Consider the following 14563-nt stretch of genomic DNA (forward strand, 5'->3'; position numbering starts at 1 on the left):
TCATCGTCCTGCACCGCATCGCGCACATCCTGTGCCAGCGTCGCCTTGACGATGATCGAGCGGATCGCATCGGTGGCCTCTGACAGCGGCACATCGTTGCTCAGGCGCTGGAAGGTGTCGCGGCTGTTGTAGCCGGAGCCATCCTTCAGGTAATGCTCGTACATCGACAACAGATCCTGGCAGGCCGTGATCAGTGCAGCGACATTGCCACGCACCAGTGCGTGACCGATCTGATCGAAACTGTGCAGGCAATCGGCAAGCCAGTGCAGGTCGTAGCGCGCGGTGGTCGGCTCGGGGGCGTTGTGGCCGCGGCTGTAGGCGCTGTAGCGACGCAGGCTACGTGCCACGCGCGCCACATGCGCGAACAGCGTGCCGATCTCGCTGGCGATATCCAGCCGCTGCACCAACACCATGGGAATCACCTGGCCGGCAGCGGCCGCCTGCTGCTCGGAGGCGTTCTGCTCATGCTGTTCCAGCGATTGCTTGAGCACGGCATAGCTACGCTGCAGCGATTCCAGTTCCAGCGTGGTGGCCGCCGCACGCGCCTTCAGTTGCGACAGCGCCGCCTGATAGCGGCCAAGGCTGTCCTGCGTGCTGGCAAGCTCGCCGGATTCGGCACGCAGCTGGCGGCCACGTACGAACGCCAGCCCGGTAGCGATCAGCGCCCAAAGTGCGAATGCAGGCACCAGGTAGATCAGGATGCCCATGGGGATTCCTCGAAACGTTGCATATCTTGTCGGCCTGCAACGCGCAGACTTGAGGCTGATCCTTGGCGCATGCCCTGATTCGGGACGTCGTGCTCAGGCACGGCAACGACATGTTGCCGGCGCACAGGATCTCAGGTGGCGAATGGCACCCCGAAGAGGCCCGACAGCACGCCACTGCGGGGTAAGGGAATGCACGAAGAGGGGGCTGCGCGCGGGAGCGGCCCGGACGATGCAGCGGTGCCCCCAAGCGCGCTGTTCGGCTGGTCAGCGCAGAATGCCCGGCAAATCCAGCCCTTTTGCCTTCGCGCAATCGGTTGCAATGGCGTAACCGGCATCGGCGTGGCGCATCACGCCGGTGGCCGGGTCGTTCCAGAGCACGCGTTCCAGGCGCTTGTCGGCGGCCTCGCTGCCGTCGCAGACGATCACCATGCCGGCATGTTGCGAGAAGCCCATGCCGACGCCGCCGCCGTGGTGCAGCGATACCCAGGTGGCGCCGCTGGCGGTATTGAGCAGGGCGTTGAGCAGCGGCCAGTCGGAGACCGCGTCCGAGCCGTCGGCCATCGCTTCGGTTTCGCGATTGGGCGAGGCCACGCTGCCCGAATCCAGATGGTCGCGGCCGATCACCACCGGTGCCTTCAGCTCGCCGCTGCGCACCATTGCGTTGAAGGCCAGGCCCAGCCGGTGGCGGTCGCCCAGGCCGACCCAGCAAATGCGCGCGGGCAGGCCCTGGAAGGCGATCTTGTCGGCTGCCATGTCGAGCCAGCGATGCAGATGCGCATCGTCGGGAATGAGTTCCTTGACCTTGGCGTCGGTCTTGGCGATGTCGTCCGGGTCGCCGCTGAGCGCGACCCAGCGGAACGGGCCAATACCGCGACAAAACAGCGGGCGGATGTAGGCAGGCACGAAGCCGGGGAAATCGAACGCGTTGTCGACGCCGGCCTCCAGCGCCATCTGGCGCAGGTTGTTGCCGTAATCCACGGTAGGCACGCCCAGTGCGTGGAAGGTGAGCATGGCGCGGATGTGGTTGGCCATCGAATCGCGCGCCGCCGCTTCCACTTCTTTGGGCGCGCTCACGCGCTTTGCGTCCCACTCTTCCACGCTCCAGCCCTGCGGCAGGTAGCCGTTGACCGGGTCGTGTGCAGAGGTCTGGTCGGTCAACAGATCCGGCTTGATCCCGCGCAGCAGCAGTTCGTCCAGCACGTCGGCGACATTGCCGAGCAGGCCGACCGACAGTGGCTTCCTCGCGGTGCACGACGCTTCGATCAGGCGCAGCGCTTCATCCAGCGAATCGGTCCAGGTATCGAGATACCCGGTGCGCAGGCGCATGTCGATGCTGGAGCGGCGGCACTCCACCGCCAGGCACGAGGCGCCAGCCATCACCGCCGCAAGCGGTTGCGCGCCGCCCATGCCGCCGAGACCGCCGGTGAACAGCCACTTGCCGGCCAGGTTGCCGGCATAGTGCTGGCGGCCCATTTCCACGAAGGTTTCGTAGGTGCCCTGCACGATGCCTTGCGCGCCGATGTAGATCCAGCTGCCGGCGGTCATCTGGCCGTACATGGCCAGGCCCTTCTGATCGAGTTCGTTGAAGTGGTCCCAGTTGGCCCAGCGCGGCACCAGGTTGGAATTGGCGATCAGCACGCGCGGCGCATCGGCATGGGTGCGGAACACGCCCACCGGTTTGCCGGACTGCACCAGCAAGGTGTGGTCCTCGTCCAGACGCGTGAGCGCAGCAACGATCGCGTCGAAGGATTCCCAGTCGCGCGCGGCGCGGCCGATACCGCCGTAGACCACCAGTTCCTGCGGGCGCTCGGCCACGTCCGGGTCCAGGTTGTTCATCAACATGCGCAGCGGCGCTTCGGTGAGCCAGCTCTTGGCGGTGAGCGTGGTGCCGGTGGCGGCGCGGATGACGCGGGTTGCATCGTGACGGGTCATGCCGGGTTCCTTGCAATCAGCGGTTGGCCGCAGGCGGCGCGGTGTCGGAAGAGGGCGCGTTGGCGAAGTGCAGGCAGGCCTGCAGCACGTGGCGCAGTACCGCGCGCAGCGCGACGGCGTGTACCGGCTGCCACGGCGTTGGCCAGTTGTCGGGAGTGAGGCTGTCGGGTTCGCGCATGTAGCCGCGGCAGGCCAGTTCCATCTGCAAGGTGTGCACGCCGTGCTCGGGCTGCGCGTAGTGGCGGGTGATCCAGCCGCCCTTGAAACGGCCGTTGCGCACCGTGCTGGAGCCGCTGTTGCGGCACAGGCTCTCCACCGCATCGACCAGGCGTCGGTCGCAACTGCGGTCCTCGTTGCTGCCGATGTTGAATTGCGGCAATTCGCCATCGAACAGATGCGGGATGAACGAGCGGATCGAATGCGCGTCGTAGACCACGATCTTCGCGTGCCGCGCGCGCAGGCGCGCGATTTCTCCGGCAAGCGCGGCATGGTACGGGTCGAACCAGCGCGTGCGACGCAACGCGATCTGCGCCTGATCCGGTGCCGCACCATCTGCATACAGCGGCTGATTGTCGAAGGTGGTGAGCGGGCACAGACCGGTGGTGTTCTGGCCCGGATACAGCGAAGCCCCGCTCGGGTCGCGATTGACGTCGATGACCGAGCGCGAGATGGCGGTCCGCAGCGTGGTGGCGCCCAGCGACTGTGCGAAGTCGTAAAGCTGGTGTACCCACCAATCGGTATCGCGGCGCGCCAGCCACGGCGACACGAACTGGTCGGCCACGTCCTCCGGTAAATCGGTGCCGGTATGCGGAAAACTGATGATCAACGGTGCGTCGCCGCGGTGCAGTTCCAGCCAGTCGGGCAGGGCGTTCATCGCTGCGCTCCATGCACGCGTGCTGCGAGCGTGCGGCATGCGTTGCACAGCTGTGCGTTGCGGATGCGTCGCGTGCACGGCGCGGCGTCATCGCAAGTGCGTGTGCTTGGGGAGATAGCGAAAAACCGCAGTTGCGACCGCGACGATGCAGGTAACGATTCGCTGCATAAGCGCTGCCCACTCATACGTCCTGCTCCACACCCGGCAACGGGATCGCCACTGCCTGCGCCAGCGCGCCCGAGCGCACCAACGCGCTGGCAGCCAGCATATCCGGATGGAAATAACGGTCGTCCTGCAACGTGGGCACCTGTGCGCGCAACAGGGCACGTGCCGCTTCCAGCGCAGTGCTGGAGCGCAGTGGCGCATGGAAGTCGCAGCCTTGCACGGCAGCCAGCAGCTCGATGCCGATCACGTGCGCGGCGTTCTCGGCCATCGCCAGCAACCGGCGCGCACCGTGCGCAGCCATGGAGACGTGATCTTCCTGATTGGCCGAGGTCGGGATCGAATCGACACTGGCCGGATACGCGCGCTGTTTGTTTTCCGACACCAGCGCGGCGGCCGTCACCTGCGGAATCATGAAGCCGGAGTTCAAGCCCGGGCGCGGTGTGAGAAAGGCGGGCAGGCCGGACAGCGCCGGGTCGACCAGCATCGCGGTGCGGCGTTCGCTGATCGAGCCGATTTCGCAGACCGCCATCGCCAGCATGTCCGCGGCAAAGGCGACCGGCTCGGCGTGGAAGTTGCCGCCAGACAGCGCTTCGCCGGTATCGCTGAAGACTAGCGGGTTATCGGACACGCCATTGGCTTCGATCTCCAGGGTGCGCGCGGCCTGACGCATCACATCCAGCGCCGCACCCATCACCTGCGGCTGGCAGCGCAGGCAGTACGGGTCCTGCACGCGCACATCGCCAAGCCGATGCGATTCGCGGATGGCCGAATCGGCCATCAGGGCGCGCAGCGCTGCGGCAGTGGCGATCTGTCCAGGCTGCCCGCGCAGCGCATGGATGCGCGCATCGAAGGGCGTATCCGAGCCCTTGGCCGCTTCCACCGACAACGCACCGGTGACCAGCGCGGCCTGCAGGACGGTTTCGATCTCGAACAGACCGGCCAGGGCGCAGGCGGTGGAAAACTGGGTGCCGTTGAGCAGGGCCAACCCTTCCTTTGCGCCCAGCACGCGCGGCTGCAGCTGCGCATGTGCAAGCGCGTCGGCAGCAGGCAGACGCTGCGCGCCGACGAAGGCCTCGCCAACGCCGATCATCGCCGCAGCCAGATGCGACAGCGGTGCCAGATCGCCGGAAGCGCCCACCGAGCCCTGGCACGGCACCACCGGCGTGATGCCGGCGCGCAGCATCGCGTCCAGCAGTGCCAGCGTGTCCGGCTGCACGCCGGACGCGCCCTGGGCCAGGCTGGTGAGCTTGAGTGCCATCATCAGCCGTACCACCGGCACCGGCGTGGGCTCGCCCACGCCTGCCGCATGCGAGAGCACGATATTGCGCTGCAGGGCCTGCAGATCCTCGCGCTCGATACGCACGCTGGCCAGCTTGCCGAAGCCGGTGTTGACGCCATACACCGGCTCGCCACGCGCCACGATGGCCTCCACCGTTTGCGCGCTGCGCAGCACCGCAGCAGCACATGCATCGTCCAACGCGACTTCGGCACCGCGATACAGCGCACGCCATTGCGCCAGCGTGACCTGGCCGGGTTGCAAGACAATAGAAACACTCATGACGACTCCGGATTCAGCACGGATGCCCGCGCCACACGCGGGCATGAAGAGGATTGAAGCCCATGCGATAGACCAGATCGGCCGGCGCATCGATGTTCCAGATCGCCAGGTCGCAGTCCATGCCGGCGCGCAGCTGGCCCAGGCGCGCGCTGCGCCCAAGCGCACGCGCAGCCTCGCGGGTGAACCCGGCGATGCATTCGTTCACGGTCATGCGGAACAACGTCGCCGCCATGTTCATCGCCAGCAGCGGGCTGGTCAGTGGCGAGGTGCCCGGGTTGCAGTCGGTGGCCAGCGCCAGCGGCACGCCGGCCGTGCGCAGCGCGGCGATCGGTGGCAGCTGGGTATCGCGGGTGAAGTAGAACGCGCCTGGCAACAGCACTGCCACCGTGCCGGCAGCGGCCATCGCCGCAACGCCGTGCTGGTCCAGGTACTCGATGTGATCGGCCGACAACGCGCCGTAGCGTGCGGCCAGTTCGGCGCCGTGCTGGTTGCTCAATTGTTCGGCGTGGATCTTGATGCGCAAACCATGCGCTTGCGCCGCGATGAAGACCTGTTCGGCCTGCGCCTGCGAGAACGCCAGATGCTCGCAGAACACGTCCACCGCCTCGGCAAGCCCTTGCGCGGCGATCGCCGGAATCATCTGCGTGCAGACCTGGTCGATGTAGGGCTGCGCCTGCTCGCCAGGCGGCACGGCATGCGCGCCGAGGAAGGTCGGCACCACTTCCACCTTGCGCTGCGCGCCGAGCTGGCGCGCCACGCGCAGCTGCTTGATTTCATCGTCCAGCGCGAGCCCGTAGCCGGACTTGATTTCCAGCGTGGTCACACCTTCGGCCAGCATCGCATCCAGGCGCGGCAGGCTGGCGGCCAGCAGTGCCGCATCGTCGGCGGCGCGGGTGGCGCGCACCGTGGCCACGATGCCGCCGCCGGCTGCGGCGATGTCGGCATAGCTGGCGCCGCGCAGGCGTTGCTCGAACTCGTTGGCCCGATTGCCGGCGTACACCAGGTGCGTGTGGCAATCGATCAGGCCGGGGCTGATCCAGCGACGCTGGCAGTCGTGCGCAGTGTCGGGCTGCAGTGCGGGCGCCCGTGCGGCCGCGCCGGCGTAGACGATATGGCCGTGCCGGCAGGCGACGATGCCATCGTCCACGATGCCCAGGCCGCCAGCGGCCGCATCCAGGGTCATCAGTTGCGCGTTGTGCCACAGAACGTCGCAATGCATGGCGCAGGCTCGTGGTGTCTGATATGTATATACAATAGATTCGGCGATCGAGGGTGTCCAGTGGCAGACCAACAGATGCAGGTGTTCTGGGCCGCCCGGGCATTGTTGCCCGACGGCTGGGCGAGCGGCGTGCGGATCGCACTAGCGCAGGGCCGCATCGGCGCGGTGCAGGTCGATGCGCCTGCTGCCCCCACCGACACGCGTTGCGAGGTATTGCTGCCAGGCCTGGGCAACCTGCATAGCCATGCCTTTCAGCGCGGCATGGCGGGGTTGACCGAAGTGAGTGGGCGCAGCGGCGACAGCTTCTGGAGCTGGCGCGAGCTGATGTACCGCTTCGTCGACCGGCTCGACCCGGACAGCCTGCAGGCGATCGCCGAGCAGGCCTATGTGGAAATGCTCGAAAGCGGCTTCACCCGGGTCGGCGAATTCCATTACCTGCACCACGCGGCGAGCGGTGCGCGGTATGCGCAGGCCGGCGAAATGTCCGAGCGCATTGCCGCCGCTGCCGCCAACGCCGGTATCGGGCTCAGCTTGTTGCCGGTGTTCTATGCGCACTCGGATTTCGGTGGTGCCGCCCCCAGCCCGGCGCAACGCCGTCTGATCCACGACATCGACGGCTTCGCGCGTTTGCTGGACGACTGCAGACACAGCCTGAAAGCGCTGCCGGACGCGGTGCTCGGGCTGGCGCCGCACAGCCTTCGCGCGGTCACTCCGCAGCAACTGGCAGCGCTGGTGCCGCTTACCGATGGCCCCATTCATCTGCATATCGCCGAGCAACAGCGTGAAGTGGACGCCTGCCTGGCCTGGTCCAAGCAGCGCCCGGTGCAGTGGCTGCTGGCCAACGCGCCGGTGGATGCGCGCTGGTGCCTGGTGCACGCCACGCATGTGGATGCACGCGAACTGCAGGCGATTGTCACCAGCGGCGCGGTGGTCGGGCTGTGCCCGATCACCGAAGCGAACCTGGGCGATGGCGTGTTCCCGATGCAGGCCTTTGCTGCTGCGGGCGGGCGTTTTGGAGTGGGTTCGGATTCGAATGTGCTGATCGATGCGGCCGAAGAACTGCGCCTGCTCGAGTACGGCCAGCGCCTGACGCTGCAGGCGCGCAATGTCCTGGCGCAGGGGCCTGTCTCGAGCGGGCGCTGGCTCTACGATCAGGCTGGCATGGGTGCCGCGCAGGCGCTGGGCCTCGCGCAGACCGGCATCCGTGCCGGCGCAGCGGCCGATCTGATCGAACTGGACGCCGCGCATCCGGCCCTGCTGGCGCGCAGCGACGACGCCTTGCTGGACAGCTGGCTGTTTGCCGCGCGTGGCACCGCGGTGCGCAACGTCTGGCGTGGCGGGCGCTGGGTGGTGCGCAACGGGCAGCATGTCGACCGCGCCCGTATCGCCATACGGTTTGCCGCGGTGTTGCGCAGCCTGCTGGGCCAGTGACATTGGCCATCGCACGATGCAAGAGTGGCCAGGTGGATGCCCAACGGCGCGCAGAAGTCGTGGTGTACGCTTTACACCTGCCGATGACGGGCCCCGGCCGCAACCGCCAGTGGCTGCGCCTGAGCCGCTTCAAACGGATGCGCGCGCAGTGCTGCTCCAGGAGCCGCTGCAGAGGCAGCAGCGTCGGCGGTGCAGGTGCACCGGTGCCCTCGTCCATGCAGCGTGCATGGTGCATGTCGCAACGTGCTGCTGGCGCACGCTGCCGACCATGTGGCATGCCGATTGAATAGCCGCTCTTTCCGGAGACCCGCGCGTTGAACGCCATCACCACCATCGTGCCTGGCACCTTGCATCAGCGCATCCGCCAGGATCTGGAACAACGCATCCATAGCGGCGACTGGCCGCCCGGGCACCGCGTGCCGCCCGAGCATGAGTTGATGGCGCAGTACGGCTGCTCGCGCATGACCGTGAACAAGGTGCTCGGCTTGCTGGCCGATGCCGGCATGATCGAACGCCGCCGCCGTACCGGTTCATTCGTGGCACGGCAGCACCCGCATCTGGAACAGGTGGCGCTTTCGATCCCGGACATCGAAGTGGAAATGACCACGCGCGGCCATGCGTACCGGTTCTCTTTGTTGTCGCGGCAGCTGCGCAACGTGCGGCAGCGCGTGCCGCAGGAACGTGCGCTGGGCAGCACCGGCAAGGTGCTGGAATTGCAGAGCGTGCACCTGGCCGACGGCCGCCCGTTTGCGCTGGAGCACCGCGTGATCGATATCGCCACCGTGCCCGACGCATTGGACCAGCCGTTCACGGAGGTGGCGCCGGGCAGCTGGTTATTGCGCAACGTGCCATGGACGCGCGCCGAGCACCGCATCAGCGCTGCCAGTGCCGATGCCGCGCAGGCCGAGCAGCTCCAGGCGGACGATGGCGCGGCCTGCCTGGTGATCGACCGCCACACCTGGCGCGGCGACCTGCCGGTCACCTACGTGCGCCAGATGTTTCTAGGCGGGTCGTACGATCTGGTGGCGCGGTTCGCGCCGGGGCTGCGTTGAGGTGATGTCGGCAGGCGACGGACGCTACCGCAGCGCTCAAGTCGCCGGGGATTGTTGGCTGAACGGTTATCGGCCGTGTTGAAGTCGCACGCCAAGATGGCGGCGACTGCGCTTCACGATCAGGTGCCCAGCTGAGCAGGCCAAGCCGCGCGGCACGATGACAGCCGCCAACGCCCCAGGATCAGATCGTGCTGCACTGACGCCAGCGCACCGGCTCGGCGGTGCCCGGGCGCGGGTTGAGCTGCACGCGCACCGTGCGCAGGTAGGGGTAGCGTTCCAGCTCGCGGCAAATCAGCGGCCATGCCGCGCCGTCTTCCACCGTCCGGTCCACGACCAAGGTCGCCTGGGTCAGCCAGATGCCGCGCACCAGCCCCGGTGTCTGCGCCAGCGCCTTGGAGACCTCGCGCTGATAGCCCTGGATGGTGGCCGCATCCGGTTCTGCGCCTTCACCCACCGCGGCCGGGGCCGCCGCGGTGGGTGAAGGCATCGGCTGGGCGGGACTGGCGGGAGGCGTAGCCGCAGCAATCACGCGAGCCGGTGCGGGAACAGGCGAAGACGCCGCAGTGCGCGGTGCAGCCGGCGTCGGAGCCGGCGGGCGCAGCGCCAGCACCGCCATGGCTGCCAGCGTCGCCAGCGCCGCGCCGGCGATGACGCTGTGGCGGATCGCGCGGCGGCGCGCCGCCCCGACCACGCCGGCTTCCACGTCGCCAGGCAGATAAGGTTTGAGCAGCGGCCACAGACGCACACCGTCCAGGACTTCGATCGATTGTTTCTCCGCGGCGGCGATACCTTCGCGCTCCATGCGGCCTTCGGTCACCATCACGCCGCCGTTGGCGCCAGCCAGCCGCGCCATCGCGCCGAGCTCGTTCACTGCCGCCACGCCGATGCGATAACCGCGCCCGTGCTTGCAGGCCACCAGCCGGGTGCCATGCTCGGTCTGCATCATGAAATCGGCAGTGGGCAGGCCGTCCTGCGGCAACTGCGTGGGCTGCCATCCCCGTTGATCCTGCAGAACGCGCAGCACCACGGCGGAAAAATCGCGCCAGTGCATGATGGCCAGCGCACGTACGCCTTCATGCACTTCATTGGCGCGTCGTCGCACCAGCCAAAGATAGGCAGACACGGCCAGCCAGAGCAGCAGTGCAGCCAAGGGCGCCAGAATCCAGGAAGGCATGAGCATCAAGCAATGGCGCGTATAACGAATCGTGCGTGTAGAAGAATCCTTCGCGAAAGATTCGTCAATGGATCGTGCGCGGCGATATCGCGAGCCGTGATCCAGATAGCGAAAGACCCGCCAGTCCGAAGCCGTGAGGGGAGGGGAGCAAACGGACTTCGTAACGCAGGACTGGCGGGTCGTCCCCGATTGTCTGAAAAATCATGTTGCTTTGCAACATCGGGAGGTAGGGCTGTGTCGAAGCGCTAAGGTCCTGATTCCAAAGGCTATGCGGATCTGACTCGCCTCCTGGCTTCACGTCGAACCATCGCCAATGCCGGGCTGCCGCTTCAACAAGCGCACCACGCAGGGCAATTGCCCGCACCAGGTCAGGTGGCGCAGCCGGTGCCACTGCTTGAGGTGGCTGGGGGCGACCACGCCGGCACGCATCTCGAAGCGTAGTCTGCACACCAGCACCAGCACCAGCACCAGCACCAGCACCAGCACCAGCGATGATTTTCTCACCGTCCCGTGCGACAACCGCGCCGTCCGATGACAGCGCGGTTGCTTTCACCGTTGCGCTTATTCCGGGTCGAACGCACCGGGGTTGCTGGACGACGATGCCGCCCCGGCGCCCGCGCCGCCAGCACCGGTCGTCTCGCTGGCAGCCTGCGCCGCCTGGTTGGCGGTGCGGTTGGCGCGCTTGGTGGCCGCCGTGTTTGCGCGGACCTGGGCCTTCAGCGACTCGACCTCGCGCCGCAGGTTTTCCAATTCTTCCTGCTCGGGAATGTTGAGCGTGCGCAGGACACCCTTCACGCGTTCGTCGAAGGCCTTGCCCAGTTTGTCCCAGCCGCGCACCGCAGTGTCGCGTGCCTGCTCGAACTGGGTTTCCACCTCTTCGCGCAACTCATCCACGCTCTCGGCCGCCCTGCGCTGACCGGTGCGTTCATACGCGGCGCCTTCGCGTACCAGCGAGTCGAACAGCTTGCTGCCTTCGTTCTGCACGCGCCCGAGCGCGCCCAGGCCAGCAAGCCACACGGTCTGAGCCGATTCGCCAAGCCGGCGCGAGATCTGTTCCGCCTGCGCCTGGAAGCCCTGGGCCGCGTTGCCGCGGTTACCGTTGTGATCGTATCCGGTCGTCATGCGATGCTCCTGTAGGTTGCCAACGTGACATTGCGTTCACCCTAGTGCCGACCCTGCATCGGGCAGGTGAAGCAGTGCCCGATCAGGCGGACTGGAAGCATCTACCCGCACGCGCCCGAGCAGGTGACTTGAGGCTGAAGCAGCGCAGCGCCAACGGTACGATTCAGGCGAGTTTTTCGGCCAGCAGGCGCCGGATTTCCGATTCCACCATCGGCTGGACGGCCGACAGCAAAAAGCCGAGCTCGGCGGTGACGTGCACTTGCTGCGGCAGCAGCGCGATCGCCCCGTCCACGCCGGCACGTGCGATGCGCAAGGTGTCGCCTTCCCAATGCGAAGCGACGCCGTAGCGATCGGTCAGCTTGCGCGCCGCCTCGTCGATGGCCGCGCGGGCCTGGGCCGGCGTCAAGGAATGGTCGTGGCGGATATCGATGTTGGACATGGGTGCGATGGGTCAGGCGAAAAGTGAGGGCGCATTGTGCGCATGCGCGGGCCAGGCTCCAAGTGCGGCCACGCGTGGCGTCGCTGTCGATGTCAGACATGCGGGTCTGCGAGCTGCTGCCGCGGCGCCTGCTCAGCCGACGGCAGCGCGCCAGCACGCTCCGATCACTCCTGGATGGCCGCGCATGGGGGCAAACCTGCTAGGCTGCGGCGGGTGCGCGACCTGCAAGTTCACTTCACCCACCGGCAGCAGCCGGATCATTCCCTCAAGCCCGGCGTCCACCGGATCGTCCGTCATGCCTCCGGCAGCGTGCGGGTGGTCGGCGATGCGCAGGGCGCATTGCTGTTGGCGCAGTTCTGCCTGGACCAACGCGGCCTGTGGCTGCAGGTCGCCAACGGAATCCGCGGTATCCACGTCAATGGGCGCCCGGTGCGCCGCATGGCGCTGCTGCGTGCGGGCGATGCGATCTATGCCGATGGCGTGGAAATGCTGTTGCGCAGTGCCCCGTCCAGTGCGCCGGCCAACGATACCCAAGACGACACGGCCAGCCTCGGCGAGGTCTGCCTGCTGTTGCGCGGCATCGGCGGGCGTCATCACGGTCGCAGTTTTACCCTGGATCGCGCGCGTCTGGTCGGCAGCGATGCCGCCGCCGATATCGTCATCGACGACCCGGCATTCGCGGCGCAGCATGCGCGCCTGGAACGGCACGGCGACCGTGTGCTGATCCGCGATCTGGGTTCGGAAGAGGGGAGCTGGATCAATGGCGTCCAGGTGCGCGACGGCTGGCTGCAGGCGGGCGATCAGGTCGTCTTCGATGCGCGCCACCGCTTCGTGGTGGAAGTGCCGCGGACGCACCACAGCACCACCTGGGATCTGCCCGATACCGAACCCCTGCCGCCGCCGAGCGCCGTTGCAGAGCCGACGCGCGCACCGGTGAAGGTGGCACGCTGGCCCTGGTTGCTGCTCAGCGCGGCGTTGCTGGCGGCGGCGTTGAGCGCCTTGCTGTGGTTCGGCGCGCGCTGAGTTTTTTCCAGACGCGCCAGCCCAGCAACACCGCAAGAATGCCGGCGTACAAGGCCGGCTCGCGGATATCGGATTTCACCAGCCACCAGAAATGCAGCACTGCCAGCAGGCCGATCGGGTAGATCAGCATGTGCAGGCGGCCCCAGTTGCGCTTGAGCCGACGCATCCACCCCTGGGTAGAGGTGATCGCCAGCGGCATCAGCAACAACCACGCCGCAAACCCCACCGTGATGTAGGGGCGTTTGAGGATATCCTCGAAAATCTGCGTCCAGAAGCCGCGCAGGTCCAACGTGAGGTAAGCCGCCAGGTGCACGGTGGCGTAGAAGAATGCGTACAGGCCCAGCATGCGGCGGAAGCGGATCACCACTGCCTGCCCGGTGAGTTGGCGCAACGGCGTGATCGCCAGCGTGATCAGCAACAGACGCAGCGCCCACAGCCCGGTGCGGTGTTCGATCTCGGCCACTGGGTCGGCGCCCAGCGCATCGCTGCCGCTTTGCCACACCTGCCAGAATTGCCAGCCGAGCAGGGCGATCGGCGCCAGCGCGGCGGCATGCACCAGCGTCTTGGCGGCGATCACGGACGTGGATGTCTTGGCCATGCGATCTCGAAGAAGGAAACGATGCTGAAGCGTAGGAGCGCACCCGGGCGCGACTGGCATGACCGATAAAGCCAGTCGCGCCCGGGTGCGCTCCTACGCCGGGTCGATGTCAGAGTATGTGTTGCCTAGAACCACTTCTTCAGATCCATGCCCGCATACAACGAAGCGACCTGATCGGCATACCCGTTGAAGGGCTTTGTCGCGATGCGTTCGGCAAACAGCTTGCTGGCGGTGCCGGCGATGCGGCGTTCGGTCTTCTGGCTCCAGCGCGGGTGGTCCACCGCTGGATTGACGTTGGAAAAGAAGCCGTATTCGGAAGGTTGCAGATCGTGCCAGGCGGTCTCGGGCATTTTTTCGACGAAACGGATTTCCACGATCGATTTGATGCTCTTGAAGCCGTACTTCCACGGCACCACCAGCCGCAGCGGCGCGCCGTTCTGCTGCGGCAGCGGCTTGCCGTACAAACCAGTGGCCAGCAGGGTCAGCGGATGCATCGCCTCGTCGATGCGCAAGCCTTCGCGATATGGCCAGTTGATTGAACGGTAGCGCACGCCCGGCATCTGTTGCGGGTCGGCCAGGGTGGTGAATGCCACGTACTTCGCCTTGGAAGTCGGCGCGAAGCGCTTGAGTACCTCGCCCAGCGGCACGCCCGTCCACGGGATCACCATCGACCAGCCTTCCACGCACCGCAGCCGGTAGATGCGTTCTTCCGACGCGATGCCCTTGAGCAGTTCGTCCAGCGACAGGCTGCCGGGCTTCTCGCATTCGCCGCCCACCTTCACCGTCCAAGGCGACAGCTTCAAGGTCTTGGCCGCCTTGGACGGATCGGTTTTGTCGGTACCGAACTCGTAGAAGTTGTTGTAGCTGGTGACGTCTTCCAGCCGGGTCAGTTCCTCGGCTGTGCGAAACCCGCTGCGCGCCTGCGCCGGCGTCACCACGGTCTTGGGCGGCGGCGGCGGGTCGGCCTCGGCGCACCCGGCCACGCCCAGCGCGGGGGTCAGGGCAAACAACTGCAGCAGCCGGCGACGGTCGCGGTAAACGGACTCATCGGTGATCTCGCTGGACGGCAAGTTCAAAGCATCGCGAAACGACATGGCAGGCTCCGGCAGTGGCTGCAGCGGTAAGAGTAACGAACCAGGACACAAGTTCGCCTTGGCGCATCGCTACGTTACGTCAGGCTCAGTCAAAAGGATGCAGCTGCAACTTTTTTGTCCGCTGCCAAGCCCGATGCGCTGCGGCATACTAGAAGGCTAGCTCGACAAGGTATGC

Annotated in this window: 14 protein-coding genes and 1 pseudogene; 4 read left to right on the top strand and 11 right to left on the bottom strand. The window is 66.7% G+C overall.

Annotation, left to right across the window (positions count from 1 at the left end; all coding sequences use genetic code 11):
* The 5 genes from EO156_RS09870 to hutI form a co-directional block, all read right to left on the bottom strand.
* Nucleotides 1–707 (bottom strand): hypothetical protein (locus tag EO156_RS09870; RefSeq protein ID WP_126936747.1); only part of this gene is annotated, 707 nt, incomplete at its 3' end.
* Between the two features lie 264 nt (nucleotides 708–971).
* Complete coding sequence (hutU, locus tag EO156_RS09875; RefSeq protein ID WP_033482675.1) at nucleotides 972–2639, bottom strand: urocanate hydratase; 1668 nt, start codon at nucleotides 2637–2639, stop codon at nucleotides 972–974.
* Between the two features lie 16 nt (nucleotides 2640–2655).
* Entirely contained in the window at nucleotides 2656–3513 is an 858-nt protein-coding gene (gene hutG / locus EO156_RS09880) for an N-formylglutamate deformylase (RefSeq protein WP_003485831.1), read from the bottom strand.
* A gap of 181 nt (nucleotides 3514–3694) precedes the next feature.
* Nucleotides 3695–5236: a histidine ammonia-lyase gene (gene hutH / locus EO156_RS09885; protein WP_003485830.1), complete on the bottom strand. Its 1542-nt coding sequence runs from the start codon at nucleotides 5234–5236 to the stop codon at nucleotides 3695–3697.
* A 13-nt stretch (nucleotides 5237–5249) separates the two neighbouring features.
* Nucleotides 5250–6455: an imidazolonepropionase gene (gene hutI, locus EO156_RS09890; protein WP_029828694.1), complete on the bottom strand. Its 1206-nt coding sequence runs from the start codon at nucleotides 6453–6455 to the stop codon at nucleotides 5250–5252.
* A 60-nt stretch (nucleotides 6456–6515) separates the two neighbouring features.
* Between hutI and EO156_RS09895 the strand changes: the two genes are divergently transcribed.
* The 3 genes and pseudogenes from EO156_RS09895 (at nucleotide 6516) to hutC (ending at nucleotide 8938) form a co-directional block, all read left to right on the top strand.
* Nucleotides 6516–7886 (top strand): formimidoylglutamate deiminase, encoded by a 1371-nt coding sequence (locus tag EO156_RS09895; protein ID WP_016850581.1) that lies wholly within the window; start codon nucleotides 6516–6518, stop codon nucleotides 7884–7886.
* Between the two features lie 59 nt (nucleotides 7887–7945).
* Nucleotides 7946–8172 (top strand): annotated as a pseudogene (locus EO156_RS09900) (hypothetical protein).
* Between the two features lie 28 nt (nucleotides 8173–8200).
* Complete coding sequence (gene hutC, locus EO156_RS09905) at nucleotides 8201–8938, top strand: histidine utilization repressor (protein ID WP_015472283.1); 738 nt, start codon at nucleotides 8201–8203, stop codon at nucleotides 8936–8938.
* A gap of 181 nt (nucleotides 8939–9119) precedes the next feature.
* On the opposite strand, the gene EO156_RS09910 is transcribed toward hutC, so the two are convergent.
* From EO156_RS09910 to EO156_RS09925, 4 genes are all read right to left on the bottom strand, one after another.
* Nucleotides 9120–10118, bottom strand: coding sequence for a restriction endonuclease (locus EO156_RS09910; RefSeq protein ID WP_029828696.1), 999 nt, complete (start codon nucleotides 10116–10118; stop codon nucleotides 9120–9122).
* A gap of 288 nt (nucleotides 10119–10406) precedes the next feature.
* Nucleotides 10407–10616 (bottom strand): hypothetical protein, encoded by a 210-nt coding sequence (locus EO156_RS09915; RefSeq protein ID WP_124632060.1) that lies wholly within the window; start codon nucleotides 10614–10616, stop codon nucleotides 10407–10409.
* A 57-nt stretch (nucleotides 10617–10673) separates the two neighbouring features.
* Nucleotides 10674–11234 (bottom strand): phasin family protein, encoded by a 561-nt coding sequence (locus tag EO156_RS09920; RefSeq protein ID WP_003485818.1) that lies wholly within the window; start codon nucleotides 11232–11234, stop codon nucleotides 10674–10676.
* A 163-nt stretch (nucleotides 11235–11397) separates the two neighbouring features.
* The gene (locus EO156_RS09925; protein ID WP_003485815.1) at nucleotides 11398–11673 is read right to left on the bottom strand and encodes a polyhydroxyalkanoic acid system family protein; all 276 of its coding nucleotides are present in this window, start codon (nucleotides 11671–11673) and stop codon (nucleotides 11398–11400) included.
* A gap of 213 nt (nucleotides 11674–11886) precedes the next feature.
* Here EO156_RS09925 and EO156_RS09930 point away from each other — a divergent pair, with 213 nt between their 5' ends.
* On the top strand, nucleotides 11887–12696 hold the full coding sequence (locus EO156_RS09930; protein ID WP_011051053.1) for an FHA domain-containing protein: 810 nt from the start codon (nucleotides 11887–11889) through the stop codon (nucleotides 12694–12696).
* Here EO156_RS09930 and msrQ read toward each other — a convergent pair.
* Complete coding sequence (msrQ, locus tag EO156_RS09935; RefSeq protein ID WP_016850380.1) at nucleotides 12638–13294, bottom strand: protein-methionine-sulfoxide reductase heme-binding subunit MsrQ; 657 nt, start codon at nucleotides 13292–13294, stop codon at nucleotides 12638–12640. The genes EO156_RS09930 and msrQ overlap by 59 nt on opposite strands.
* Before the next feature lie 125 nt (nucleotides 13295–13419).
* Entirely contained in the window at nucleotides 13420–14388 is a 969-nt protein-coding gene (msrP, locus tag EO156_RS09940) for a protein-methionine-sulfoxide reductase catalytic subunit MsrP (protein WP_003485811.1), read from the bottom strand.
* Between the last annotated feature and the right edge of the window lie 175 nt (nucleotides 14389–14563).

Source organism: Xanthomonas sp. DAR33341 (assembly GCF_003992815.1).
Taxonomy (GTDB): domain Bacteria; phylum Pseudomonadota; class Gammaproteobacteria; order Xanthomonadales; family Xanthomonadaceae; genus Xanthomonas; species Xanthomonas cissicola.

Bases quoted from the DNA above. Each gene is read 5' to 3' on its own strand.
- msrP (WP_003485811.1), bottom strand. From the start codon at position 14,388: ATGTCGTTTCGCGATGCTTTGAACTTGCCGTCCAGCGAGATCACCGAT.
- EO156_RS09925 (WP_003485815.1), bottom strand. From the start codon at position 11,673: ATGTCCAACATCGATATCCGCCACGACCATTCCTTGACGCCGGCCCAG.
- msrQ (WP_016850380.1), bottom strand. From the start codon at position 13,294: ATGGCCAAGACATCCACGTCCGTGATCGCCGCCAAGACGCTGGTGCAT.
- EO156_RS09920 (WP_003485818.1), bottom strand. From the start codon at position 11,234: ATGACGACCGGATACGATCACAACGGTAACCGCGGCAACGCGGCCCAG.
- hutG (WP_003485831.1), bottom strand. From the start codon at position 3,513: ATGAACGCCCTGCCCGACTGGCTGGAACTGCACCGCGGCGACGCACCG.
- hutU (WP_033482675.1), bottom strand. From the start codon at position 2,639: ATGACCCGTCACGATGCAACCCGCGTCATCCGCGCCGCCACCGGCACC.
- hutI (WP_029828694.1), bottom strand. From the start codon at position 6,455: ATGCATTGCGACGTTCTGTGGCACAACGCGCAACTGATGACCCTGGAT.
- EO156_RS09910 (WP_029828696.1), bottom strand. From the start codon at position 10,118: ATGCTCATGCCTTCCTGGATTCTGGCGCCCTTGGCTGCACTGCTGCTC.
- hutH (WP_003485830.1), bottom strand. From the start codon at position 5,236: ATGAGTGTTTCTATTGTCTTGCAACCCGGCCAGGTCACGCTGGCGCAA.